Origin of the sequence: Bradyrhizobium sp. BRP23, assembly GCF_020194135.1 — a bacterium.
GTDB classification, from domain to species: Bacteria; Pseudomonadota; Alphaproteobacteria; order Rhizobiales; family Xanthobacteraceae; genus Bradyrhizobium; species Bradyrhizobium yuanmingense.
The window spans coordinates 43,388-66,659 of sequence record NZ_JADYVW010000024.1; the positions used below are offsets into that span (position 1 = coordinate 43,388).

General features: G+C 65.5%; 22 protein-coding genes and 1 pseudogene. 12 read left to right on the forward strand and 11 right to left on the reverse strand.

Going from position 1 to position 23,272, the window contains the following annotated elements:
• Nucleotides 1–35: 35 nt before the first annotated feature.
• Complete coding sequence (locus I6F24_RS35355; RefSeq protein WP_225150236.1) at nt 36–2,450, forward strand: phosphoketolase family protein; 2,415 nt, start codon at nt 36–38, stop codon at nt 2,448–2,450.
• 2 nt (nt 2,451–2,452) lie between these two features.
• Nucleotides 2,453–3,625 (forward strand): acetate/propionate family kinase, encoded by a 1,173-nt coding sequence (locus tag I6F24_RS35360; protein WP_225150235.1) that lies wholly within the window; start codon nt 2,453–2,455, stop codon nt 3,623–3,625.
• A gap of 88 nt (nt 3,626–3,713) precedes the next feature.
• Here I6F24_RS35360 and I6F24_RS35365 read toward each other — a convergent pair whose 3' ends face one another.
• Nucleotides 3,714–4,556 carry an RMD1 family protein gene (locus tag I6F24_RS35365; protein ID WP_036024879.1) on the reverse strand — a complete coding sequence of 281 codons (843 nt, stop codon included), beginning with the start codon at nt 4,554–4,556 and terminating at the stop codon, nt 3,714–3,716.
• A gap of 252 nt (nt 4,557–4,808) precedes the next feature.
• On the opposite strand from I6F24_RS35365, the gene I6F24_RS35370 reads away from it, so the two are divergent.
• Complete coding sequence (locus tag I6F24_RS35370) at nt 4,809–5,384, forward strand: glycosyl transferase (RefSeq protein WP_128263049.1); 576 nt, start codon at nt 4,809–4,811, stop codon at nt 5,382–5,384.
• Nucleotides 5,385–5,447: 63 nt separating this feature from the next.
• On the forward strand, nt 5,448–6,407 hold the full coding sequence (locus I6F24_RS35375) for a helix-turn-helix domain-containing GNAT family N-acetyltransferase (RefSeq protein WP_225150233.1): 960 nt from the start codon (nt 5,448–5,450) through the stop codon (nt 6,405–6,407).
• 190 nt (nt 6,408–6,597) lie between these two features.
• On the opposite strand, the gene moaB is transcribed toward I6F24_RS35375, so the two are convergent.
• Both moaB and I6F24_RS35385 read right to left on the reverse strand, forming a co-directional pair.
• Nucleotides 6,598–7,161 carry a molybdenum cofactor biosynthesis protein B gene (gene moaB, locus I6F24_RS35380; protein WP_225150231.1) on the reverse strand — a complete coding sequence of 188 codons (564 nt, stop codon included), beginning with the start codon at nt 7,159–7,161 and terminating at the stop codon, nt 6,598–6,600.
• A gap of 35 nt (nt 7,162–7,196) precedes the next feature.
• Entirely contained in the window at nt 7,197–8,138 is a 942-nt protein-coding gene (locus I6F24_RS35385; protein WP_036006315.1) for a neutral zinc metallopeptidase, read from the reverse strand.
• 418 nt (nt 8,139–8,556) lie between these two features.
• Here I6F24_RS35385 and I6F24_RS35390 point away from each other — a divergent pair, with 418 nt between their 5' ends.
• The 3 genes from I6F24_RS35390 (at nt 8,557) to I6F24_RS35400 (ending at nt 11,018) form a co-directional block, all read left to right on the forward strand.
• Nucleotides 8,557–9,687, forward strand: coding sequence for a site-specific DNA-methyltransferase (locus tag I6F24_RS35390; protein WP_036006312.1), 1,131 nt, complete (start codon nt 8,557–8,559; stop codon nt 9,685–9,687).
• A 195-nt stretch (nt 9,688–9,882) separates the two neighbouring features.
• Entirely contained in the window at nt 9,883–10,209 is a 327-nt protein-coding gene (locus I6F24_RS35395; RefSeq protein ID WP_036006310.1) for a hypothetical protein, read from the forward strand.
• Nucleotides 10,210–10,337: 128 nt separating this feature from the next.
• Nucleotides 10,338–11,018, forward strand: coding sequence for a glutathione S-transferase family protein (locus I6F24_RS35400; RefSeq protein WP_225150229.1), 681 nt, complete (start codon nt 10,338–10,340; stop codon nt 11,016–11,018).
• Between the two features lie 54 nt (nt 11,019–11,072).
• On the opposite strand, the gene I6F24_RS35405 is transcribed toward I6F24_RS35400, so the two are convergent.
• The 5 genes from I6F24_RS35405 to I6F24_RS35425 form a co-directional block, all read right to left on the reverse strand.
• Nucleotides 11,073–13,082 carry a methyl-accepting chemotaxis protein gene (locus I6F24_RS35405; RefSeq protein ID WP_225150227.1) on the reverse strand — a complete coding sequence of 670 codons (2,010 nt, stop codon included), beginning with the start codon at nt 13,080–13,082 and terminating at the stop codon, nt 11,073–11,075.
• Nucleotides 13,083–13,351: 269 nt separating this feature from the next.
• Nucleotides 13,352–15,898: an HWE histidine kinase domain-containing protein gene (locus tag I6F24_RS35410; RefSeq protein ID WP_225150225.1), complete on the reverse strand. Its 2,547-nt coding sequence runs from the start codon at nt 15,896–15,898 to the stop codon at nt 13,352–13,354.
• Complete coding sequence (locus tag I6F24_RS35415) at nt 15,895–16,551, reverse strand: biliverdin-producing heme oxygenase (protein WP_346656948.1); 657 nt, start codon at nt 16,549–16,551, stop codon at nt 15,895–15,897. The genes I6F24_RS35410 and I6F24_RS35415 overlap by 4 nt, the downstream gene beginning before the upstream one ends.
• A gap of 54 nt (nt 16,552–16,605) precedes the next feature.
• Nucleotides 16,606–16,773 (reverse strand): DUF1127 domain-containing protein, encoded by a 168-nt coding sequence (locus I6F24_RS37720; protein ID WP_225150684.1) that lies wholly within the window; start codon nt 16,771–16,773, stop codon nt 16,606–16,608.
• Between the two features lie 53 nt (nt 16,774–16,826).
• Nucleotides 16,827–17,270 carry a nuclear transport factor 2 family protein gene (locus tag I6F24_RS35425; protein WP_225150223.1) on the reverse strand — a complete coding sequence of 148 codons (444 nt, stop codon included), beginning with the start codon at nt 17,268–17,270 and terminating at the stop codon, nt 16,827–16,829.
• A gap of 91 nt (nt 17,271–17,361) precedes the next feature.
• On the opposite strand from I6F24_RS35425, the gene I6F24_RS35430 reads away from it, so the two are divergent.
• The gene (locus I6F24_RS35430) at nt 17,362–18,285 is read left to right on the forward strand and encodes a LysR family transcriptional regulator (RefSeq protein ID WP_225150221.1); all 924 of its coding nucleotides are present in this window, start codon (nt 17,362–17,364) and stop codon (nt 18,283–18,285) included.
• Nucleotides 18,286–18,394: 109 nt separating this feature from the next.
• Here the strand turns inward: I6F24_RS35430 and I6F24_RS35435 are convergent, their stop codons facing one another.
• Nucleotides 18,395–19,015, reverse strand: a complete 621-nt coding sequence (locus I6F24_RS35435) for a glutathione S-transferase family protein (protein ID WP_036006329.1) — start codon at nt 19,013–19,015, stop codon at nt 18,395–18,397.
• A 124-nt stretch (nt 19,016–19,139) separates the two neighbouring features.
• Here I6F24_RS35435 and I6F24_RS35440 point away from each other — a divergent pair, with 124 nt between their 5' ends.
• Entirely contained in the window at nt 19,140–20,417 is a 1,278-nt protein-coding gene (locus I6F24_RS35440; RefSeq protein ID WP_225150219.1) for a flavin-dependent oxidoreductase, read from the forward strand.
• Between the two features lie 210 nt (nt 20,418–20,627).
• Here the strand turns inward: I6F24_RS35440 and I6F24_RS35445 are convergent, their stop codons facing one another.
• Both I6F24_RS35445 and mutY read right to left on the reverse strand, forming a co-directional pair.
• On the reverse strand, nt 20,628–21,050 hold the full coding sequence (locus tag I6F24_RS35445) for a PaaI family thioesterase (RefSeq protein WP_036006298.1): 423 nt from the start codon (nt 21,048–21,050) through the stop codon (nt 20,628–20,630).
• Nucleotides 21,051–21,115: 65 nt separating this feature from the next.
• Nucleotides 21,116–22,207: an A/G-specific adenine glycosylase gene (gene mutY / locus I6F24_RS35450; RefSeq protein WP_225150217.1), complete on the reverse strand. Its 1,092-nt coding sequence runs from the start codon at nt 22,205–22,207 to the stop codon at nt 21,116–21,118.
• An 83-nt stretch (nt 22,208–22,290) separates the two neighbouring features.
• Between mutY and I6F24_RS35455 the strand changes: the two are divergent.
• The 3 genes and pseudogenes from I6F24_RS35455 to I6F24_RS35465 all read left to right on the forward strand — a co-directional run.
• A pseudogene (locus I6F24_RS35455) lies at nt 22,291–22,573 on the forward strand (type II toxin-antitoxin system RelE/ParE family toxin).
• On the forward strand, nt 22,548–22,868 hold the full coding sequence (locus tag I6F24_RS35460; protein WP_036024868.1) for a HigA family addiction module antitoxin: 321 nt from the start codon (nt 22,548–22,550) through the stop codon (nt 22,866–22,868). The pseudogene I6F24_RS35455 and the gene I6F24_RS35460 overlap by 26 nt, the downstream one beginning before the upstream one ends.
• Nucleotides 22,869–22,878: 10 nt before the next feature.
• A partial coding sequence (locus tag I6F24_RS35465; protein WP_225156577.1) for a DciA family protein occupies nt 22,879–23,272 on the forward strand: 394 nt, incomplete at its 3' end.

Genomic DNA, 23,272 nt, shown 5'->3' on the forward strand with positions numbered 1-23,272 from the left:
TTGGTGACGATCGCGAAGTGAAGGTCGGCAGGAACATGACAATCCAACAAAAAACGGCCGAAGCGAGCAGCGACCTCGATCTGCTCGATCGCTATTGGCGCGCCGCCAACTACCTCTCGGTCGGGCAAATCTACCTGCTCGACAATCCGCTGCTGCGCGAGCCGCTGCGGCCCGAGCACATCAAGCCGCGTCTGCTCGGACATTGGGGCACGACGCCGGGGCTGAACTTCATCTATGCCCATCTCAACCGCGTCATCCGGGCGCTCGATGTCAGCGTGATCTATGTCTGCGGTCCCGGCCATGGAGGTCCGGGCATGGTCGCCAACACTTATCTCGAAGGCAGCTACAGCGAGATCTATCCCGATATTGCGCGCGATGCGGACGGATTGCGCAAGCTGTTCAGGCAGTTCTCCTTCCCCGGCGGCATCCCGAGCCACGCGGCGCCGGAAACGCCGGGCTCGATCCACGAGGGCGGCGAGCTCGGCTATGCGCTGGTGCACGCCTATGGCGCCGCATTCGACAACCCGGATTTGATTGTCGCCTGCGTGGTCGGCGACGGCGAGGCCGAGACCGGCCCGCTCGCTGCGTCCTGGCACTCCAACAAGTTCCTGAACCCCGCCCATGACGGCGCAGTGCTGCCGATCCTGCATCTCAACGGCTACAAGATCGCGGGCCCCACCGTGCTCGGGCGGATGCAGGACGCGGAGATCCGCGACCTCTTCCGCGGGTTCGGCCATGAGCCGCTGTTCGTCAGCGGCGACGATCCCAAATTGATGCACCAGGCCATGGCCGATGCGCTCGACGTTGCATTCGCCAGCATCCGCTCGATCCAGCAGCATGCCCGCGACGGCCGCACAAGCGTCGAGCGGCCGCGCTGGCCGATGATCGTGCTGCGCAGCCCCAAGGGCTGGACCGGCCCGAAGGAGGTCGACGGCAAGAAGGTGGAGGGCTTCTGGCGCGCGCATCAGGTACCAGTCGCAGGCTGCCGCGAGAACCCGGAGCATCTCAAGGTGCTCGAAGACTGGATGCGCAGTTACGAGCCGGAAAAGCTGTTCGATGGCAACGGCGCGCTCGTTGCCGAGCTTCAGGCGCTTGCGCCCGAAGGCGTCAGGCGCATGGGCGCCAATCCGCATGCCAATGGCGGCGTGCTGAAGAAGGAGCTGAAGCTGCCCGACTTCCGCAGCTTCGCGATCGAGGTGACGCAGCCCGGCGAAGTCGTTGCGGAAGCGACGCGCGAGCTCGGCAAATTCCTGCGCGATGTCATCCGCCTCAACGCGAAGGAGCGCAACTTCCGCATCATGGGCCCGGACGAGACGGCATCGAACCGGCTCGACGCCGTGTTCGAAGCCACCGAACGCGTCTGGATGGAGCCCACCGAGCCTTACGACGTGCACCTCGCCCAGGACGGCCGCGTCATGGAGGTGCTGAGCGAGCATCTCTGCCAGGGCTGGCTGGAGGGCTATCTGCTCACCGGACGGCACGGCTTCTTCTCCTGCTACGAGGCCTTCATCCACATCGTGGATTCCATGTTCAACCAGCACGCCAAATGGCTGAAGGTGACGCGGGAGCTGCCGTGGCGGCGTCCGATCGCCTCGCTCAATTATCTGCTGACCTCGCATGTCTGGCGCCAGGACCATAACGGCTTCAGCCATCAGGACCCCGGTTTCGTCGATCTCGTCGCCAACAAGAAGGCCGACATCGTCCGCATCTACTTCCCGCCGGATGCCAACACGCTGCTCTGGATCGCCGACCACTGCCTGCGCACCTATAACCGCATCAACGTAATCGTCGCCGGCAAGCAGCCGGCGCCGCAATGGCTGTCGATGCAGGACGCGGCGACGCATTGCGATGCCGGCATCGGCATCTGGACCTGGGCGGGCACGGAGGACGGAAAGGGCGAGCCCGACGTCGTCATGGCCTGCGCCGGCGACGTGCCGACGCTGGAGACGCTCGCTGCCGTCGACCTCCTACGCAAGGCGCTGCCGGACTTGAAGATCCGCGTCGTCAACGTCGTCGACCTCATGACGCTGCAGCCGAGGGAGCAGCATCCGCACGGCCTGTCCGACCGCGACTTCGACAGCCTGTTCACGCGCGACAAGCCTGTGATCTTTGCCTATCACGGCTATCCCTATCTCATTCACCGGCTGACCTATAATCGCACCAACCATGCCGGCATGCATGTGCGCGGCTTTGCCGAGGAGGGCACCACGACGACGCCCTTCGACATGGTCGTGCTCAACGAACTCGACCGCTACCACCTCGCGATCGAGGCGATCGAACGCGTGCCGGGACTGGCGACCAAGGCCGCTCAGGTGAAGCAGCAATTCCGCGACAGACTGATCGAACACTCCCGTTATGTCCGCGAGCACGGTGAAGACATGCCTGAGATTCGTGACTGGGTCTGGCAAAACAGCGCCGGCGGCAACACGCCGGCCGAGGCCGGCGATTAGCGATGTCGGACACGGTCCTCGTCCTCAACTCGGGATCGTCGAGCATCAAGTTCGGCCTGTTCGATGTCGCGGCGGCCGAGCCCGCCCTGCTCTGCAAGGGCCTGCTGGACGAGCACGAGGCCAAACCCCGGCTGGTGGTGAAGGGCCCCAGGGGCGAAGACCTGTTCGAGACAAGCAAGCAGGCGCCGGCGGCAGCCGGCGGCCATCTGTTCGCGGACGTACTCACCTTCATCGAGGACCGGTTCGGTGGACGCAGCCTGCGGGCCATCGGCCATCGCATCGTCCACGGCGGGCCGGATTATTCAGGCCCGGAGGTCCTGACAGACGACATCATTGCGAAACTGGAGGCCTTGACGCCGCTGGCGCCGCTGCACCAGCCGCGCTGCCTCGCGCCGGCGCGAACGCTCGCGGCGATCCGGCCCGAGCTGACGCAGATCGCGTGCTTCGACACCGCCTTCCACCACGGCCTCGCGCCGCCGGCGAGCCGCTTCGCCATTCCCCGGCGATTCGAGGCGCGTGGCGTCAGGCGGTACGGCTTTCACGGCCTCTCGTTCGAATATGTCGCGGGACGCCTGGCCGAGATCGCGCCGGAGCTCGTGGCCAAGCGCACTGTCATCGCGCATCTCGGCAATGGCGCCAGCCTCTGCGCCCTGCGCGATGGCCACAGCATCGACACCACGATGGGGCTGACGCCGCTCGACGGCCTCGTGATGGGCACGCGCTGCGGTGCGATCGATCCGGGCGTGCTGCTCTATCTGCAACAGCACGAGAACATGTCGGTCGAGAATGTCCAGCACCTGCTCTATCACGAGTCAGGCCTGTTCGGCGTCTCAGGGATATCCGCCGACATGCGCACGCTGCTGGCGAGCCGCGAGGCCGCGGCGCGTGAAGCCGTGGATATCTTCACCTTCCGTGCGGCGCAGCAGGTCGCGATGATGGCGGCCACGCTCGGCGGCCTGGACTGCCTGATCTTCACCGGCGGCATCGGCGAGCATGCCAAGGAGATCCGCGGCGCGATCGGCGAGCGTCTCTCCTGGATGGGCGTGCGCATCGACGCCGCACGCAACGATGCCGCGCGCGAGCGCATCAACGGCAGCGGCAGCATGGTCGAGGTCTTCGTCATTCCCACCAACGAAGAGATGATGATCGCGCGCCATTGCGCGGCTCTGATCTAGGGCGTTATCCCGTTGCGAAAACACCCTCTCCGCAAGCGGAAGAGGGAGTGCACTTACGTTATAGCAATCAAACCTGATCTCATCATGCTTAGTGACCGCGGCCGGTCAGGAGCTGAAAAGTCCCCATCGCGACCTCGATCAGGATCAGCACCACGACGGCGATCTCCAGGCGGAGCGAGCGCTGGGTGTCGATGATATCGGTCAGCGCGTTGGCGGTCTCCGACACCGCGGCGAGCTTGCGCTCGAGCGTGTCGAGGCGCTCCTTCAGTTCGTATTCGTCCTCCAGGCGCGAATAGAGCCGGTCGAGCTCGGGCTTCTCCCAGAGCACGTCGGGCTTCTCGGCGACGGCGACGCGGCCGGCGACCCGCTGCTGCACCAGCAGCGCGTTGCCGATCAATTGCAGGATACCCTTGCGCCGTTGCGGCGTGCGACCGCGCTCGGCGAGCTCCCGTGCAAACGGCTCGATGACGTCGAAGACCGCGGCGACGCGCCGCTCGTCGCGCGCCAGCGACGTGCTCTTGGCGAGTGCGTCCGCAACCAGCAGCAGCCGGTCGTCGGAGAACTTGGCGAGGCAGATCGGCCCGCCCGGCTGGATCGTCTCGCCGGCTTCCTCGTTGCAGAGCTGCGCCTGCGCGATCTCCTCCTCGTAGGGGCTGAACTCTCCGGTCACGCGCGATCTCAGGTTGTCGACGAGGACCTTCTCCTCCGACGGCAACAGCCCGATCAGCACGACGACGCCGTAGCGAAAGATCACGGCAAGGCCGGCATGAACGCGGAAGGCGGCCGGCGTCGAGGACACCAGCGTGCCGATCTCGAGGCCAGACGCGTTGATGCGGTCGCCCAGCATCAGCGCCCGGATCCGCAAGGTCGGCGCGGCCTCCTGCTTCGGCGATGTTGGCGCGGTGCCAACGGCGAGGTGATCGGCGTTCATGCAAAGTCTCTCCCGGGCAGCGAAACGTCGCCACGAAGCATTCGGGGTTAATACCGTCAGGATCGGCTTGTGCCGAAACATTCGGCAATATTACCAGCCGCGCCTGGCACATCTGGCCGCGATGAACTCGCGGCAGTTTACCATCGCACGCCGAAGCCCCTTCCGAAAGTTGCACTCGGCAGCGCGACGGGTTTATGACAACATCATGCAACGCTACGCTTCTCCCGAAGTGCGGAAACTGAAGCCTCAATCATGCTGAGCGTCATCATTCCGACCGAAGGTGTCGAGCAGACGGCGGTCGCAACCCTGGCCGCGCTGGTGCCCGGCGCCACAGCCGGCGTAATCCGGGAAGTGCTTCTGGTCGACGGCACGCGCAACGGCGTTATCGAGCGCGTTGCCGACGTCGCGGGCTGCCGTTTCATCGGCTTCGAAGGGCATTCGCAAGGCGCTGCGCTCGCCGCCGGCGCGCTCCAGGCCCGATCGCCCTGGCTGATGTTCCTGCCTGCCGGCGCTGTGCTGGAAACCGGCTGGATCGAGGAAACCACCCAGTTCATCCAGGCCGTCGCCACCAGCGGCCGGGATCGTGCCGCGGTGTTCCGCTATGCCCGCTCGCCCTACGCAAATACCGCAGTGCGCGACGTCCTCTGGGCGGTGGCGCGCAGGCTCGTCGGTCCGCTCGGCGATCAAGGGCTGCTGATCGCGCGCGATCATTACGACCGGATCGGCGGATACCCGCCCCACGCCCGGCATTCCGAGGCGCGGCTGCTCCGGCGGCTCGGCCGGTCGTCCCGGACCATGCTGCGCAGCCGGATTGTCATGGTCGGCTGAAGCGCCGAGATACTTGCCAACGTCAATCAATTAATTGACAATGGCAAATATCGAGGTGATCCCATGCTATCGAAAGCTTTGCCGTCAAGCGCCGTGGCCGAACAGGCTGCCGGCGACCACGTCGCAGCGGTTCGCGCCTTCAACCGCTTCTACACCCGCAAGCTCGGTGTGCTCGACCAGCACCTCGGCAAGAGTCCATTCTCGCTCAGCGAGGCGCGGGTGCTCTACGAGCTCGCCCATCGCGACGACCTTGCCGCAAAAGAGATCGGACACGAGCTCGGTCTCGATCCCGGCTATCTCAGCCGCATCGTCCAGAGCTTCGACGAGAAGGGGCTGATCACGCGAAAGCCGCTGCCCGCGGACCGCAGGCAGTACCAGCTCAGCCTGACCGCCAAAGGCCGGCAGGCTTTCGCCAAGCTGAACCTGAACTCGCAAAACGAGGTCGCCGCGATGCTGGCTCAGCTTTCGCCTGGCGATGCGACCCGGCTCACGCAGGCGATGGCCACGATCGAGGCCGTGCTGGAGCAACGCCGAAGCCCGCCCGCTTCTTTCATGCTGCGCAGCCATCGCGTCGGCGACATGGGCTGGGTGATCTCCCGCCAGGGCGCCGCCTATGCTGCGGACTACAATTGGGACATCAGTTACGAGGCGCTGGTCGCCGAGATCTGCGCACAGTTCATCAGGAATTACGACGCCGCGCGCGAGCACTGCTGGATCGCGGAGGCCGGTGGCGAGCCGGTCGGCTCGGTGTTCCTGGTCAAGGCCACGGACGATATCGCCAAACTGCGCCTGTTGCAGGTGGAGAAGAAAGCACGGGGCCTCGGCGTCGGCCGCGCCCTCGTCGAGCAATGCATCCAGGGCGCCCGCGAGCGCGGCTACGGCAAGATGACGCTGTGGACGCAGAGCATTTTGGTGGCTGCGCGCGGGATTTATCAAAGCGCGGGATTCAAGCTGGTCGCGACGGAGCCGCATCACAGCTTCGGTGCCGACCTGGTCGGCGAGACGTGGGAGCTGGATCTCTGATCTCGCAGCGAGCGAGGGCGCGTTGCTGCGCCCTCTCCCCTTGCGGGAGAGAGCATGTCAACTGGCAAATGCAAGCTCGCTTGGGTGAGGGGTATGTCTCCACAAGCATTGGTGCGCGCGGAGAGAACCCCTCATCCGGCGCTTCGCGCCACCTTCTCCCACAAGGGGTGAAGGGAAGAAAAGCAAGAACTCACACCGTCGCGCCCTGCGCTTTCGGCCGGCGCAGATGCTCGTCCAGCCGCGGCATGATCTCGACGAAATTGCAGGGGCGCGTGCGGTAGTCGAGCTGAGCCGCCAGGATGCCGTCCCAGCCGTCGCGGCAGGCGCCGGGCGAGCCCGGCAGGCAGAAGATGTAGGTCGCGCCCGCCACGCCGGCGGTGGCGCGACTCTGGATCGTCGACGCCCCGATCTTGGCGTGGCTCAGCATGTGGAAGGCGATCGAGAAGCCGTCCATGCGCTTCTCGAACAGCGGCTCGATCGCGTCGGGCGTGACGTCGCGCCCGGTAAAGCCGGTGCCGCCGGTGGTGATGACGACGTCGATGCCGCTATCGGCGATCCAGCGGCGGATCACGGCGCGGATCGCCTCGACATCATCGGTGACGATCTCGCGCGCGGCGAGATGATGACCCGCAGCGGTGAGACGATCGGCGAGGGTCTGACCGGACTTGTCGTCCGCAAGCGCGCGCGTGTCGGACACCGTGAGCACCGCAATGTTGAGCGGGATGAATTGTTTGGATTCGTCGATGGAGGCCATTCTTCACCCTCGCTCGTCGTTCCGGGGCTGACGCGTTACAACGCCCCCGCACCGAACGTGTTGCAGGCCTGGACCGTGCCCTGCTGGTACCCGATCATGAACCATTGCTTGCGCTGCGCCGCCGAGCCGTGGGTGAAGGAGTCGGGTACCACACGGCCGGTGGCCTGGCGTTGCAGCGTGTCGTCGCCGATCGCGCTTGCCGTGGTCAGCGCGGCCTCGATGTCGCCGGGCTCGAGGAAGTTCGGACGCTTCTTCGCCTCACGGTTGACCCAGACGCCGGACAGACAATCGGCCTGCAACTCCACCTTGACCTGGAGCGCATTGGCCTCGGCCTTCGAGCCGACCTGCTGCTGCAGCCGCGTCACGCGCGGAATGATGCCGAGCAGGTTCTGGATGTGATGGCCGACCTCGTGCGCGATGATGTAGGCGGTGGTGAAATTGCACGCCGACTTGCCGGAGCAGCCGCGAAAGCGGGTCTCGACCTCGCGGAAGAAGGCGGTGTCGAGGAAGATGGTCCGATCGGGCGGACAATAGAACGGCCCCATGGCCGACTGCGCCATGCCGCAGCGGCCGCCATTGGTGGCGTTGCGGAACAGCACGATCTTCGGACCGGTGTACGACTGGCCGTTGGCCTGGAAGATCTCGCTCCAGCGATCGTCGAGCTCGCCGAGGATGCCGGAGATCATGCTGCCCATCTCGTCGGTCGGCGCGCCGCGCTTGCCGGAGGAGGCCTGACGATCGGTCTGATAGGTCGGCGCATGGCCGCCGCCGGAGAGGATCTCGGCGCCGCCGATCAGGATGCGGGGATCGATGCCGAAGGCGTAGCCGACCAGGCCGAGGATGATGATGGTGCCGATGCCAAGCCCGCCACCGCCCATCGGCAGGCCGAACCCGCCGCCTCCGCCTCCGCCAAAGCCACCACCTTCGTCGCGACGATCCTCGATGTCGTCGCTGCGGCGGAAGTCATCGTAGCGCATGGCGGCCTTTCCTCTGGGGTCCCTGATCTAAGTTTCGACGGCGCACAGAAACGCGAAAGCTCAACGCGCCACATACGTAAAATTTCCGTTGCTTTTATCAATATCGTGGCCGGCAAAAATTGCCTAGTGCGACAGCCTGTCGATGCCAGCAAATTTTTCCGAGGGCCGAGCAGTTTTTTCCGAGAGAAATTTACAGCCTTTTTCCCGCCACGATCGATCCCGCGAGCCGCGCAATCGCGAAATACACTGTAAAACAAGGCGAATGCGCGCAACAATTTGTGCGCGAACGATCATGCGGGGAGTGCTTACGAAAGCGGCGGGTTAAGTCGATTTTTACTTTGCCCCTTCAATGTAACGGGCAGTCGGTTGTTTGGTCCCGCGTCGCCGACAGCGTCGCCTGAGTCAGAGTTCTTGAGTCATGGTAGAGTCGCGTCGCGGGGCGTCTGCAAGGGCGCCCCGCACAAATTTTGAGTCCCCTTCGCATCGCATCATCGTCGGTGATTGCGTCGCCGAGATGTCGAAGCTGCAGGCAGGCAGCGTCGACCTGGTGTTCGCCGATCCGCCCTACAATCTGCAGCTCAAGGGCGACCTCAAGCGCCCCGACGAATCCCATGTCGATGCCGTCAACGACGACTGGGACAAGTTCGATTCGTTTGCCGCCTACGACGACTTCACCCGCGCCTGGCTGCTCGCCGCACGCCGCGCCATGAAGCCGTCGGCGACTATCTGGGTGATCGGCTCCTATCACAACATCTTCCGCGTCGGCGCCATCATGCAGGACCTCGGCTTCTGGCTGCTGAACGACATCGTCTGGCGCAAGACCAATCCGATGCCGAATTTCCGCGGCCGCCGCTTCACCAACGCGCACGAAACCATGATCTGGGCCGCGCGTGACGAAAAAGCCAAGGGCTACACGTTCAACTACGAGGCGCTGAAAGCGGCCAACGAGGACGTGCAGGCGCGGTCCGACTGGCTGATCCCGCTCTGCACCGGCGAGGAGCGCCTCAAGGGCGCCGACGGCAAGAAAGTGCATCCGACGCAGAAGCCGGAAGGCCTGCTGGCGCGCGTGCTGCTGTCCTCGTCCAAGCCCGGCGATCTCGTCATCGACCCGTTCAACGGCACCGGCACCACCGGCGCGGTCGCCAAGCGCCTCGGCCGCTCCTATGTCGGCTTCGAGCGCGACAAGACCTACGCCAAGGCGGCCGAGGCGCGCATTGCCAAGGTCGAGCCGTTGCCGGAAGAGAGCCTTGCCCCGTTCATGACCGCGCGCGAGGCGCCGCGCGTTGCGTTCTCCGAGCTGATCGAGCGCGGCATGATCATGCCCGGCACCAAGCTGTTCGACGCCAAGAAGAAGCTGGGCGCATTGGTGCGCGCCGACGGCGCCATCATGCTTGGCGACAAGGTCGGCTCGATCCACCGCATCGGCGCGGTGGCGCAAGGCGCGCAGGCCTGCAACGGCTGGACCTTCTGGCACGTCGAGACCAAGAAGGGCCTCAAGCTGATCGACGAGCTCCGCGCCGAGATCCGCGCGGGAATGGCGGCGGAGTAGTTTCCTCTCCTAAGTCATTCCGGGGCGCGCGCAAAGCGCGCGAGCCCGGAATCCATCCAACAGCGTCCCATGCCGCCCAATGGATTCCGGGCTCGCGCTTCGCGCGCCCCGGAATGACGTCCGCGTGAGTTGAAAGCCGCGCCAACCAGGACTAGACTCGCCCCCATCAGCCTCCGTCCTGACCGGCCTGCTCCCATGCGACGACAGTCCGAGACATTGCTGCTGGTGCCGCTGCTGCCGATCTTCCTGATCGGCATGTTTCCGATGTTCCTGATCGCGCTGCTCGGATTCTTCGGCCTGGCGCTGTTCGGTGTGCTCGTGATCTGCGTCGGGCTCGCCAGCAGCAACGAGGCGCACGACAATTTCAACCACGACGTCATCGTTCACGGCTATGCGCGCGGGTCGGAGCGCGCGGCGCGGGCCTCGGACATGCATCTCGCCGCGCGGCTCGGCCTGCGGCTGGAAGCCGTGGGCGCGGCCATGGTCGTTGCGGCGGCAATCGGCCTCTGTTACGCCGCCTGATCTGCGTACCGCGCAGACACCGCCCGGCAAACTCGCCGGTTGCTCTCTCGGGCGAGGTTCAGGCAAGACAGGCTCGCCCAACGAGGCCGCGGCCGCGCGCGGCAATATAGACACCGGGGAGATGCTTGATGCTCAAGTTCTATTTCAATGGATCACCGAACCCGACCAAGGTCGCGCTCTATCTCGAAGAATCCGGCCTGCCGTTCGAGCCGGTGAAGATCGACACCCGCAAAGGCGAGCAATTCACGCCGGAATTCCTCAAGATCAATCCGAACGGCAAGGTGCCGGCGATCGACGATGGCGGCACCATCGTGTTCGATTCGAACGCCATCCTGCTCTATCTCGCCGAGAAGACCGGCAAATTCCTCCCCTCCAACCGCGCCGAGCTCTTGTCCTGGCTGATGTTCGTCGCGAGCGGCGTCGGGCCGTTTTCGGGTCAGGCCGTGCACTTCAAGCATTTTGCGCCGAAGGACCAGAACCACGACTACGCCAACAACCGCTATCAGTACGAGACCGACCGCCACTACAAGATCCTCGACGCTCACCTGAAGGACCGCCGCTACATGGTCGGCGACAGCTATTCGATCGTCGACATGGCGCTGTGGGGCTGGGCGCGGATGGTGCCGTTCAAGCTCGGCGACGACGCCTTTGCGCGATACCCGAACGTGAAGCGGCTGGTCGACGAGATCTCGGCGCGCCCGGCGGCGGCGCGTGCCATCGCCCTGAAGGACAAGTTCACCTTCAAGGCCGAGATGGACGACGAAGCGCGAGCCAACATGTTCAAGCACATGACGACCAAGGTGGCTTGATCGCGCCGCTGTTCGAGGCCACGCGCATGCGCGTGGCCTCTTGCTTTCAAGACGTCAGGCAGCGTGGACCGAGCTCAGGAACTTGGCGACTTCCTGCTTCAACCGATTGCTGTCGGCCGACAGCGAGCGCGCCGCCGACAACACCTGCGAGGAGGCCGAGCCGGTCTCGGAGGCGCCGCGCTGCACGTCGCCGATGTTGGACGAGACGAGCTGGGTGCCCTGGGCCGCCTGCTGGACGTTGCGGGAGATCTCCTGCGTCGCCGCGCCCTGCTGCTCCACGGCCGCGGCGACCGTCGAGGCGATCTCCGACAGCCGCTCGATGGTGCCGCTGATCTCCCGGATCGAGCCGACCGACTCCTCGGTCGCGGCCTGGATGCCGGAGACCTGCTGGGCGATCTCGCCGGTGGCCCTTGCCGTCTGCTCGGCGAGCGCCTTGACCTCGGTAGCGACCACGGCAAAGCCGCGGCCGGCTTCGCCCGCGCGCGCCGCCTCGATCGTGGCGTTCAGCGCCAAGAGGTTGGTCTGGCCGGCAATGGTGCTGATCAGCTCGACCACGTCGCCGATCCGCGCGGCGGCCTTGGAGAGCGCGCCGACGCGCTCGTTGGTCCGGCTCGCCTGACCGACAGCCTCGGTGGCGATGCGGGCGGATTCCTGCACCTGGCGGGCGATCTCGGAGACCGAGGAGGAGAGCTCCTCGGTCGCAGAGGCGACCGCCTGCACATTGGCCGAGGCCTCCTGCGAAGCGCTGGCGACCTCCGTCGAGAGGTCCTGGGCGCGCGCGGCAGTCGTCGTCAACGTGCCGGCGGAGGCTTCGAGCTCGCCCGATGCCGACGACACCGTGTTGACGATCTCGCCGACGGCCTGCTCGAACTGATCGGCGAGCCTGGCCATGTCTTTCCTGCGGTTCTCGGCCTGCCGCGCCTCGAGTTCGGCCTGCTCGGCGCGCATGCTCTCGGTCTCGATCATGTTGTCCTTGAAGACCTGGATCGCCTTGGCCATGTCGCCGATCTCGTCGACCCTGCCGCGGCCGGGAATCTCGACCTCGAGATTGCCGCCGGCAAGCCGCCCCATCGCCTGCGTCATCGAGGTCAGCGGACCGACGATGCTGCGGGCGATGAGGAAGGCGACGATGCCTCCGAACAGGATGGCGAGGCCGCCGGCGATCTCCTGCACGGTCGTCGTTCCCGCGATCACGGCCTCGGCGGTGGTGCGCGATGCCTGGTAGTCCTCCTTCAGCGTCGTTTCCGCCACCTTGAGCTTGCCGATGCTGTCGACGATGAGGGGCGCGAGGCTCTTGTGGTAGATCTCGTCCGCTTTAAGCATCGCTGCGGAGGTCGTCTCGAACGCCGTCTTGTAGGTTTCAAGCGAGGTCTTCACCGGCGCCAGCGTGGCGCGCAACGCCGCCGCCTGCGGGCTCTTTTCGAGTGCCCCGAGCCGTTGTAATGCCCTGTCGATGCTCGCCCTGAAGGTCGCAGGGCCCTGCGCATCGCGAAGGGCCAGAAAACGCCAATTTACGATCCTCACGAGCAGGATTCGGGATTCGAGATCGGCGACGAGGGAAGCGGTATCTTCATCGACGGCGGCGCGCGCCACGTCGACGAGCTTGTTCGTCTTGGTGGCAAGGTCCTCGCCACTCGGCAGCAGCGTCGCCTTGCCCGTTCTCGTCTCGTTGACGGCGTCGCCGAGATTGTCACGCAGGCGTCGCATTTTCGCGATCTCGTCGATCAGGCCGTTGTAGAGCGCGCGCCGCTCCTCGGAGAGCGCCCCCTGAGCGCCGACCCGGAGCAGCTCGCTCGCCGCGGTCTCGCGCTCTTGCGCTTCCTTCATTGCGGACTCGTTGCCGTCGTAGACGTAGCGCAAATTGGCCCGCTGAATCGCCTGCAGATGGGCCGATATTTCCAGCACCCGCGCCGTGCTGTCCGAGAGGGCGGATTGTCTTGCGACCTGATCCTGCACGTCCCGCAAATTCCAGACGGCAACCACCGCCATCACGAGACCGACCGCCACCAGGGCCATGAAGCCTGCGTACAGGCGCCCCCTGATCCGCAAACGAAATTTCGGCATTCCCACTGTCCACCCAGATGCATGTGAATTCGAGGGGCCGAACGACTCCGGCGATCGTCACGGCCACTCCGACAGCCGCACGCCGCGCCCCTGGCGGCCTACGCTGCACCGCGACACAATGGGGGACACTTCTTAATTGAACCTTCAAATTCCTCGCGCGCCCGATCTCGACCCGCACCAAATCTGCCGATTTTGTCGGCAGCTATGCAAAGCCGCATGCGAATCCGCTGTGCCATGCACGCCGATGCATGCTGTTCGTCAGGGAATGCCTATTGGGCGCCGGCCTGCTGCAATTTGCCGAGTGCATTTTCGACCACTTCCAGCGTGTAGGGCTTCTGGACCACCGGCGCGGAGGCCAATTGCTCGGGGATCGGCGCGCGCTCGCCATAGCCGGTCGCGAAGATGAAGGGCACCCCGATCTCCTTTAGCTTCTGCGCCACCTTGATGCTGCTCTCGCTGCCGAGATTGAGATCGAGCAGAGCAAAGCTCGGCCGCGAACGCTCGATCGAGCGCAGTGCCTGGTCGACGGTTGCGGCGGTGTCGACGTGGCGGGCGCCGAGGTCGAGCAGGATGACCTCCGCGGCCATCGCGATGATCAGGTTGTCCTCCACGATCAGGGCCGTGTCGGAAATCCGTGGACGGGCAGATTGCTGCTCCTCGATACGCATGGCGGCTCCCGCGATGGATGGGACGAGCTGGACGAAGTTGGGCGGAATGACGAACTTCGCCTGGACGCCCAGGAGGTCGAAACGGATCTCGGCATCGCCCTTGAGATCGAACGGCACCGACCGCTCGATGATGGTGGTGCCGAAGCCGCGCCGCGACGGCGGCTGCACGGGCGGACCGCCGCTCTCCTTCCACTCGATGACGAGGCTGGAAGACGGGTCGAGGCGCCAGACCACCTCGACACTGCCGGTGGAATCGGCAAGCGCGCCGTACTTGGCGGAATTGGTCATCATCTCATGAACGACGAGCGCCAGCGTCGCGAACGCCTTTGGATCGAGCGCGACGTCCGGACCGCCCATCTTCACCCGGTCTGCGCGCGCACCGAGATAGGCGCCGGCCTCGGACTCGACCAGGGTGCGGAGCGCGACGGGTGCCCAGTTCAGGTTCGTGATCTGGTCGTGGGCGCGCGCGAGGGCCTGGATGCGGCCGCCGAGCACGCTGGCGAACTCCTCGATGCCGGTCGCAGTCTCCTTGCTCTGCGCCACCAGGGCGCGCACGAGGCTCAGGATGTTGCGGACGCGATGATTGAGCTCGGCGATCATCAGTTCCTGCCGCTCCTGTGCCCCGCGGCGCTCGCGCGCGGCGAGGTCGGACAGTTGCAGGATCACCTCCAGCAGCGTGACGCGCAGGCTCTCGGCGATGCGGATATCGGCCGCCGACCACGGCTTCGACTGCCCCGCCACCGTTTCCTGCCATAGCTCGAAGCTCTTGCGCGGGGTCAGACGCGGCCCATGCGGCCCTTCGTCGTAGACCTTGTTGGGATCGGCGGCCCATTTCACCGATCGCGTGACTTCGCGGCGGAAGAAGATCAGGCAATCGCGCGGGGTCCGCGAGATCGGGATGGCGAGAAAGCCCGCCGCGCGGTCACGGAAGGCCTGGCCGGCGGCGTAGACCTGGGCGATCTCGGCGCTGGCGAAGATCCGGCCCGGCGAAGTCCGGTTGATGAAGGCGACGAGATCCTTCACCTCGTCTTCGGTCGGGGTCTCGCCCTCGAGCGCGATGGTATTATCGGACCAGACTGCGACGCCGTCGCACTCGATCATCTTGCGGTAGTCGCCCAGGAAATCGACGATCGCCCGCCGGCTGTGGTCGTGCGAGGCCGCGATCTCGATCAATCGCTCCTGGACCTGATGCGCGCGGGCCTCATAGGCGACGTCACCCTCGCGCTCGCGGCCTTCCACGATCCACGAGAACATCTGACCGAACAGCTCGGAGGCCGTGCGTTTGTCGAACGAAATGTAACGCGGCGAATAATGGTGGCAGGCAAACAGACCCCACAGCTTGCCGTCGCGCAGGATCGACACCGACATGGAGGCGGCAACGCCCATGTTGCGCAGATATTCGATGTGGATCGGCGACACCGAGCGCAGCACGCTCATCGACAGGTCGAGCAGTCCCGCATTATGCGTGGCCGTGGACATCAGCGCGGCAGGCCGCGCGTCGACGTCGGCTATGATGCGCAGCCAGTTGCGCTGATAGAGCGCGCGCGCCTGCCTTGGGATGTCGGAGGCGGGGTAACGCAGACCGAAAAAGGATTCGAGCCCGGACTCCGCCGTCTCGGCGATCACCTCGCCAGACCCGTCCGGGTGAAACTGATAGACCATGACGCGGTCGAAGCCGGTCAGCACCTTAAGCTGACGCGCCGCCTCGCGCGCAAGATCGGCCATTCCGCGCGTCTTGCGGATCCGTTCGAGCATCAAGCGCACGAGCTCGCCGGAATTGACGCCGGGCTCGTGGACGCTCGGCTCCGCCTCGACGATCAGATAGACGCCGGAGAGATGGATCGAAAGATCAAAGGGTGGCTTGCCGGGCTGCAGCTCGACGCCGAACAGGCGCTCGGTCGCATCCGGACCGCCGAGATGATCGACCCGGCTGCGGATCGTTTCGACCGCCGCCTCGGAGATCACGCCCGACAGCGGCCGCTGCAGCAGGTCGGCAACATCCGTTCCAAGAAAGCTCCCGACGTTATCCGAGGCCATGCAGATCGTGAAATCCGAGAGCACGGCCAGCAGGAAGCCAAACGGCTGCACACTGCCGGGAATGTGGATCGGCTCGCGGTCGCAATTGGTGAGATTGACGGCCTGGTTCATGCCCGGTCCGCCGCCTGCTCGAATGCGGCGAAGGCGATGCGGGCCGCCTCGATTGCCTCGTCTTCGTCCCAGCACTCGTTGGTTGCAAGCTTCGCCAGGAAACTCTGCCAGAGCCGCCTGCCGGTGCCGTGACTGAGATAGGCGACAGCTTCGCGGATGCGCGGATCGGCGGAATCCGCGACCATCTTCAGCAGGAATTTTGCCCCGAGACGGGAGCCTTCGAGCACATACATCGTGCCCACAACGCCGCTGCGCGTCAGTGGGGGTACGGACACCAGCCTCGGCACCGCGCTGCCGAGGCGCTCGAGATCAGCCAGGATTGCCACGCTTCGCGACCGCTCCGGCCAGTCCGGGAAAGCCCTGCTGACGTCGGCCTCGACGAGTGCCGACTCGAGCGGCAGCAAGGCGCCGGCGCTGGCTTGCAGAAAGCGCCGATAGCCGGAGAGCTCGGCCAGCTCGAACGCCGACAGCTGCGCGTCGAGGTCGCGGTGCGCGGCCGACGTTGCGTCTCTTAGTCGTTCGCGCAGTCCGGAGAAGCTGCGGCCTACCTGCGTTGAAACGTCCGAAGCCCCAGCCAGCATGAAATTCCCGAGAACGCAGGTTGCCGCGGGCGCGGCGCGCCCGGCAACCGAGGGAACGCCGGCGGCACGCAATAGTTCCGCCGGCCTTGGCACCGCGAGAGGCGAGACATGGGGGGTCCACTCCGTTCATTTCCGCCGAACCGTCCTTCTGAGCTCGTGCTCGATCTCGCTCCGGGACATCCCGAAATCCTGAAGCTCGCGTTCGGTCATGGCCGCGAGCTGGCAGCGGATCCGAGACCGCTCGTGCCGGGTCTGCAGGAGTTCCAGCAGCGTCCGACAGGCTCGCACAAACATCGCGGGCCGTGGCGAACAGGAGCGGCCGGTGGACGCGACCTGGTCCAATCCGGTCAGCTCGCTGCCCTCGCGGAGGCTTGCGGAAACGGGCCGAGCGCCTTCTCGGTCAGCATGGAGTCGCAGTACTCGCGAATCTCCTTGATCTTGCCGTCCTCCAGGCGAAACACGAGGCAATAATCGTTGTCGTAACGCACACCCTCGGGCGTGACGTTATCTCCCTTGGCTTCGACCACCACGATGTCGCCATCGGCGATGAAGCGATGGGCGACGGTCCGCGTGCGGTCGCGCAGGCGCGTGCGGACATAGCCGTGCAGATCTTTGAGGATCGCGTCCTTGCCGGCAAAGGTGCGCGACCAGGAATATTGCCCGGTGACGACCCATTTGGCGTCGTCGGCGAGACTTGCGCTGAACAGGGCGCGGTCGCGCGCGGCGGGATCGGGATTGGCGGCCGCGGCAAAGATATCCTGCAGCAGTTTCTTGTTGGCGCTCGCGTTCATGGCGGCATCTCCTCGTGGTGACAACGCCGAGATCATCGCCGGGCCAACGTCATTCTTCAAATCGATATGAAATATGATATCTATTCACCTTATGAATTTGAAAACGCTCGACCTCAACCTATTGACCGCGCTCGACGCATTGCTCCGCGAAGCCAATGTCAGCCGCGCGGCCCTGAGGATTGGCCTGTCACAGCCGGCCACGAGCCACGCATTGCAGCGCCTGCGCGACATCTTCGGTGACCCGCTGCTGGTGCGCACGGGCGTACGGATGGAGCTGACGCCGCGGGCCCAGTCGCTGCGTGCGCCGCTGGCGCAGGCGCTCGACCAGGTCCGCGGGCTGTTCGTGCCCGATGACTTCGATGCCGCGCGCAGCGAGCGGCAGTTCCGCCTGATGATGCCGGATCTCGCGGTCGAGCTGTTGATGCCGCCCTTGATGGCGAAAGTGACGCGCCTTGCCCCCAACGTCCGCATCGACGTGGTGCCGTGGCGGGGACCTGCGATCTTCCACGCCGAGTTCGCCCGCACCATCGACCTCGTGATCTCGATCGGCAACGCCTTCAAGGGGTTTCATCGCCAGCTGCTCTACACCGACAGCGACGCGCTGGCGGTGCGGCGCGGCCATCCCGTCGGATCGAGGCTGAAGCGGCGCGAGGCGTTCCTGGCCGCCCGCCATGTCGGCGTGATCATCCGCGGCAATGCCGAGGATCTCATCGACACCTGGCTGCACAGCAAAGGCGTCGAGCGACATATCTCGCTGGTCGTGCCGGGCTATCTCGAAGCCTTGCACGTTGCCGCGCGCACCGATCTCGTCGCCTTCGTGCCGCGCCGGCTGATCGCCGCGCTGTCGCAGCAGCTCGGCCTCGTCACGGTGACGCCGCCGCTCGATCCAGGGATCGACGAGCAGTTCATGTTCCACCCGACGCGCGCGCAGATGGACCCCGGTTCGATCTGGCTGAGAAGGCTGATGCTGGAGACGGGGCGGCAGCTGGAGCAAGCCAGGCGGAAACTCCCGTAGCAACTCTCGTAGGGTGGGTTAGCCGAAGGCGTAACCCACCACTTTGGCTTCCGCAGCGACAGAAGAGGTGGGTTACGCTGCGCTAACCCACCCCACAACAGCTGCGCTCCTACGCCTTCTGCGCCGCCATCACCTTGCTCACCGCGGGGCGATCGGACATGCGCTTGAAGTGATCGGCGATCTTCGGCGTCGCATTGATGTCGACGCTGTCGCCTTCGAGCCAGGTCGAGAGCGTATAGAGATAGGGATCGCAGATCGTGTACTGATCGCCCATCACCCAGGGTCCCCGAAACATCTTCTGCTCGATCAGCTTGAAGCAGGCGCCCATGGTCTTCGGCACCATCGCCTTCATGTCGGCGAACGAGCTCTCCTCGGTCGCCCAGCGCGCGCCGCGCATCTTGTGGGCGTGGTTGATGTGCACGGTCGAGCAGAGATAGGAGTTGAACGACTGCACCTGGGCGAAGTCGAAGGGATCGTCGAGCGGCGCGAGCTTCGCCTTGGGGAAGGTCTGCGCGAGATAGGCCAGCATCGCCGGCGTCTCGGTCAGGACGCCGCGGTCGGTGACCAGCGCCGGCACCCGGCCCTTCGGGTTGATGGCGAGATAGTCCGGGCTGTTCTGCTGGTTATCCTTGAAGCTCAGCCGCTCAGCCGTGTAGTCGGCGCCGGCCTCTTCCAGGGTGATGTAAGTGGCAAGCGCGCAGGTGCCGGTGGCGTAGTAGAGCTTGAGCATGTCGGACCTCATGGGGAAAACCGGAGGTTAACGGTCCTCCGCCGCGCCGTCCATAGGCGGCCTGTTCGCAGTTGCCCACGGCCGCCCGGCTGTGCCAAGACGCCTCCATCGGAGGGGTTTTCTCATGACGGTACTCATCGCCGGTGGCGGCATCGGCGGGCTCACGCTTGCGCTCAGCCTGCATCAAATCGGCGTTCCCGTGAAAGTGTTCGAGAGTGTCGCGGAACTGAAGCCGCTCGGGGTCGGCATCAACGTGCTGCCGCATGCGGTGCGCGAGCTGATCGAGCTCGGCCTGCTGGACAAGCTGGACGCCAGCGGCGTGCGGACGCGCGAGCTCGCCTATTTCTCCAAGCACGGCAAGCCGATCTGGAGCGAGCCGCGCGGCCTGGACGCCGGCTACAAATGGCCGCAATTCTCGATCCATCGCGGCACCCTGCAGCAGATCCTGCTCGACACCGCGCTCGAGCGGCTCGGCCGCGACAACATCCTCACCAGCCATCATCTGACCGGCTGGACCGAGACGGCGGGCGGCGTGCGCGCCGACTTCGTCGACAGGGCGACCGGCAAGGCCGCCGGCACCTACGAGGGCGCGATCCTGATCGCCGCCGACGGCATCCATTCCGCCGCGCGAGAGAAGCTCTATCCGAACGAAGGCCCGCCGATCTGGAACGGCCGCATCCTCTGGCGCGGCGTCACGCCGGCCAAAGCCTTCCTCACCGGCCGCAGCATGATCATGGCCGGTCACGAGATCCTGAAATTCGTCTGCTATCCGATCTCGAAAGAACCGGATGCAAACGGCAACCACCTCATCAACTGGGTCGCGGAGCGCCACATGCCGCCGACCTATCAGTGGCGTCGCGAGGACTATAACCGCACGGCGCGGCTCGAGGAGTTCCTGCCCTGGTTCGAGAGCTGGCAGTTCGACTGGCTCGATGTGCCCGCCCTGATCAGGAACTGCCCGCACGCCTACGAATATCCGCTGGTCGATCGCGATCCGGTGTCGCAATGGACCTTCGGCCGCGCCACGCTGATGGGCGATGCCGCGCATCCGATGTACCCGATCGGCTCGAACGGCGCCTCGCAGGCGATCCTCGACGCGCGCATCATCACGCGCGAAATCCTGGCGCACGGTCCGACGCAGGCGGCACTGCTCGCCTATGAAGCCGAGCGGCGGCCCGCAACCACCGACCTCGTCCTGCTCAACCGCAAGAACGGTCCCGAGCAGGTGATGCAGCTGGTCGAGGAGCGCGCGCCTGACGGGTACAAGGTCGTCACCGACGTGCTGTCGCAAAAGGAGCTGGAGGACATCGCCGCCAACTACAAGCGCGTTGCGGGATTTCAGGTCGAGGCGCTGAATGCGAAGCCGCCGATCGTGAGCAAGGACGCGCGGGCGAAGGGGTGAGTTCTTTGCTCAAGGCGAGATGTGCGCGAATACGCCCTCTCCCCTTGCGGGAGAGGGCAGCGACGCAGGTAGAAGCGGACTCACTTGGGTGAGGGGTTCTGTCCGCAGGTAAATCTTTTGCCGTAGAATTCGCTGAGGCAACCCCTCATCCGGCGCTTCGCGCCACCTTCTCCCGCAAGGGGAGAAGGAAGAGCAGTGCGCACCGCCGAACTATTTTCCCACCACCCTCGCCGCCTCCAACAATCGCTCGCTGGCGCTTGCCGTCGCCAGCACCGTGCCGTCCTCTGCCATCAGCTTGGCTTCGACGAAGGCGATGGTCTTGCCGAGCTGCGTGACCTTGGCTTCGCCGGTGATCGGACCGGGCTTTGCGGGTGCCAAAAAATTCACGGTCATGCTGATCGTGGTGGTGTAGAGCCGGCCCTCGCTCATCACCAGCACCGCCGGACCCATGGTGTCGTCGAGCATCGCCGAGAGCATGCCGCCCTGGATGAAGCCCGCGGGGTTGCAGAACTCCGGCTTACCGTCGAAGCCGAGCTTGATCCAGCCCTCCTCCGGACGGGCATCGAGCAGGCGCCAGCCGAGCAGCTCGGCGCATGGGGGCCTTGGGAAGTTATCGAGCGCGGTCTTGACCATGCGAGATCTCCTTTGCCCCCTGTTAGCGCGAGACTGCTGACAGCCTGCTGTCAGCAGGATGGATGCTAGAGATCCAATCCATGCGCGATGACCTTGCGCATGACGTTGGGCAGCGCCTCATCTGCCAGAGTCGCGATCGGCACCCAACGCATGCCCTCGGGCGCGCGGACCCGGGCCTCGGCCTTGGCCGTGTAGACCACCAGCTCGAGCGGAAAATGCGTGAAGACGTGGGTGACGACGCCCACCTTGCGCTGCCAGCGCGACAGCCCCTTGAGCTGCGGCGCCTGCTGCTTCGCCGTTGCATCGTCCTGGCCGGCGAGCCAGTCCGAGCACGGCACCTCCGTCATGCCGCCGAGCAACCCCTTTTCGGGCCGCGAGCGAACCAGCAATTCGGCGCCGCGCGTGACCACGAAGGCGGCACCGCGCCTGAGCATCCCGCTCTTCTTCGCTGCCTTGCGCGGGAACGTCTCCTGGGTGCCCTGCGCGCGTGCCGCGCAGTCCTCGTTCAGCGGACACAGCGAGCAGGCCGGCTTCTTCGGCGTGCAGATCGAGGCGCCGAGATCCATCAGCGCCTGCGCGCTGTCGCCGGCGCGAGACTCCGCCAGCAGCGTCGCGGCGAGTTGCTGGATGAGCGGCTTGGCTTGCGGCAGCTCCTCCTCGACCGCGAACAGCCGCGACACCACGCGCTCGATGTTGCCGTCGACCGGCATGGTGCGGCGGTCGAACGCGATCGCCGCAATCGCCGCCGCCGTGTAGGGCCCGATCCCCGGCAGCGCGCGCAGCCCCTCCTCGGTATCCGGAAACACGCCGCCATGCTCGCGCGTCACCGCCACGGCGCAGGCATGGAGGTTGCGTGCGCGCGAGTAATAGCCGAGCCCGGCCCACATCCGCAGCACGTCGTCCTGCGAGGCTCGCCCCAGCGCCGTGACATCAGGCCAGCGCGCGACGAATTTTTCGAAATAAGGGCCGACCGCCTTCACGGTGGTCTGCTGGAGCATGATCTCGGAGAGCCAGACGCGGTAGGGATCGGATGCCTCGCCCGGCGCGGCGCGCCACGGCAATCGGCGGCGGTGGCGGTCGTACCATTGCAGGAGCGCGAGCGGGCGAACCGACGACGCCGTACTCTGTTCCTTCTTGCGCGCAGTCGTGGAGAGCATGCACCTTTACTAGAGGAGGATTCCGCCTGTGGCCAGCGCGACCGGACCGTTGCGCGCTATAACGCCTTGCGTTATACACAGACATGATCCAGAGCTTCGCCAACTCCGAGACAGAGTTGATCTGGTCCGGTCGGCGAAGTCGAAAACTGCCGCCCGACATTCAGAATGTGGCTTTGCGAAAGCTGCGCTTGTTGAACCAGGCGCGGGTGTTGGCGGGATCTCAAGGTTCCGCCGGGCAATCGGCTGGAAGCCCTGAAAGCCAACCGCGAAGGTCAGCACTCGATCCGGATCAACGATCAGTGGCGCATCTGTTTTGTGTGGGATGAAGGAGGACCGAGAGATGTCGAAATCGTCGACTACCACTAGGAACGGGTTCCTCCGCAATCCCCATCCCGGCGAGATCCTGCTGGAGGAGTTTTTGAAGCCGATGGAGCTGAGCCAGAACGCGCTGGCGCGGGCCGTTCACGTCCCGCCGCGGCGGATCAACGAGATCGTCCTCGGCAAGCGCGACATCACCGCCGACACTGACCTGCGGCTCGCCCGCTATTTCGGTCTGTCGGAGGGCTTTTTCCTGGGTCTGCAGATGGACTATGATCTGATGCAACGACGGCGCGAGATCGATCGCGACCTCAAGGCCATCCGGCCTCGCGCCGCGGCATAACGGACGGCTCATGTCCAAATTCGGCCCCATCTTCAAGCCCGGCCCGGTCAGCGCCAAACCGCTCGGGATCCTGCTCGACGACGTCTTTGCCGAGGCCTATGCCAAGCAGGGCTTTGCGGCGCGCGAGCTGGTGACGCGGTGGGCGCAGATCGCAGGGCCGGAGATCGCGGCCCATGCCGAGCCGCTCAAGATGCAATGGCCGCGGCCGGTCGAGGGTCAGCCGCAGGAGCCGGCAACCCTGGTGCTACGGGTCGAGGGGCCGATGGCGCTGGAGATTCAGCATTCGGCCGACGTGATCCTGGAGCGGGTCAACCGCTTCTTCGGCTGGAGCGCGGTCGGCAAGCTGGCCTTCCGCCAGGCGCCCCTGTCGCGGCCGCGGGCCCGGAAGCGGCCCGGCCCACCCG

Excerpts from the sequence above, each read along its gene's own strand:
- I6F24_RS35355 (WP_225150236.1), top strand. The coding sequence starts at position 36 with ATGACAATCCAACAAAAAACGGCCGAAGCGAGCAGCGACCTCGATCTG.
- I6F24_RS35360 (WP_225150235.1), top strand. The coding sequence starts at position 2,453 with ATGTCGGACACGGTCCTCGTCCTCAACTCGGGATCGTCGAGCATCAAG.
- I6F24_RS35365 (WP_036024879.1), bottom strand. The coding sequence starts at position 4,556 with ATGAACGCCGATCACCTCGCCGTTGGCACCGCGCCAACATCGCCGAAG.
- I6F24_RS35370 (WP_128263049.1), top strand. The coding sequence starts at position 4,809 with ATGCTGAGCGTCATCATTCCGACCGAAGGTGTCGAGCAGACGGCGGTC.
- I6F24_RS35375 (WP_225150233.1), top strand. The coding sequence starts at position 5,448 with ATGCTATCGAAAGCTTTGCCGTCAAGCGCCGTGGCCGAACAGGCTGCC.
- moaB (WP_225150231.1), bottom strand. The coding sequence starts at position 7,161 with ATGGCCTCCATCGACGAATCCAAACAATTCATCCCGCTCAACATTGCG.
- I6F24_RS35385 (WP_036006315.1), bottom strand. The coding sequence starts at position 8,138 with ATGCGCTACGATGACTTCCGCCGCAGCGACGACATCGAGGATCGTCGC.
- I6F24_RS35390 (WP_036006312.1), top strand. The coding sequence starts at position 8,557 with ATGGTAGAGTCGCGTCGCGGGGCGTCTGCAAGGGCGCCCCGCACAAAT.
- I6F24_RS35395 (WP_036006310.1), top strand. The coding sequence starts at position 9,883 with ATGCGACGACAGTCCGAGACATTGCTGCTGGTGCCGCTGCTGCCGATC.
- I6F24_RS35400 (WP_225150229.1), top strand. The coding sequence starts at position 10,338 with ATGCTCAAGTTCTATTTCAATGGATCACCGAACCCGACCAAGGTCGCG.
- I6F24_RS35405 (WP_225150227.1), bottom strand. The coding sequence starts at position 13,082 with ATGCCGAAATTTCGTTTGCGGATCAGGGGGCGCCTGTACGCAGGCTTC.
- I6F24_RS35410 (WP_225150225.1), bottom strand. The coding sequence starts at position 15,898 with ATGAACCAGGCCGTCAATCTCACCAATTGCGACCGCGAGCCGATCCAC.
- I6F24_RS37720 (WP_225150684.1), bottom strand. The coding sequence starts at position 16,773 with ATGTTTGTGCGAGCCTGTCGGACGCTGCTGGAACTCCTGCAGACCCGG.
- I6F24_RS35425 (WP_225150223.1), bottom strand. The coding sequence starts at position 17,270 with ATGAACGCGAGCGCCAACAAGAAACTGCTGCAGGATATCTTTGCCGCG.
- I6F24_RS35430 (WP_225150221.1), top strand. The coding sequence starts at position 17,362 with ATGAATTTGAAAACGCTCGACCTCAACCTATTGACCGCGCTCGACGCA.
- I6F24_RS35435 (WP_036006329.1), bottom strand. The coding sequence starts at position 19,015 with ATGCTCAAGCTCTACTACGCCACCGGCACCTGCGCGCTTGCCACTTAC.
- I6F24_RS35440 (WP_225150219.1), top strand. The coding sequence starts at position 19,140 with ATGACGGTACTCATCGCCGGTGGCGGCATCGGCGGGCTCACGCTTGCG.
- I6F24_RS35445 (WP_036006298.1), bottom strand. The coding sequence starts at position 21,050 with ATGGTCAAGACCGCGCTCGATAACTTCCCAAGGCCCCCATGCGCCGAG.
- mutY (WP_225150217.1), bottom strand. The coding sequence starts at position 22,207 with ATGCTCTCCACGACTGCGCGCAAGAAGGAACAGAGTACGGCGTCGTCG.
- I6F24_RS35460 (WP_036024868.1), top strand. The coding sequence starts at position 22,548 with ATGTCGAAATCGTCGACTACCACTAGGAACGGGTTCCTCCGCAATCCC.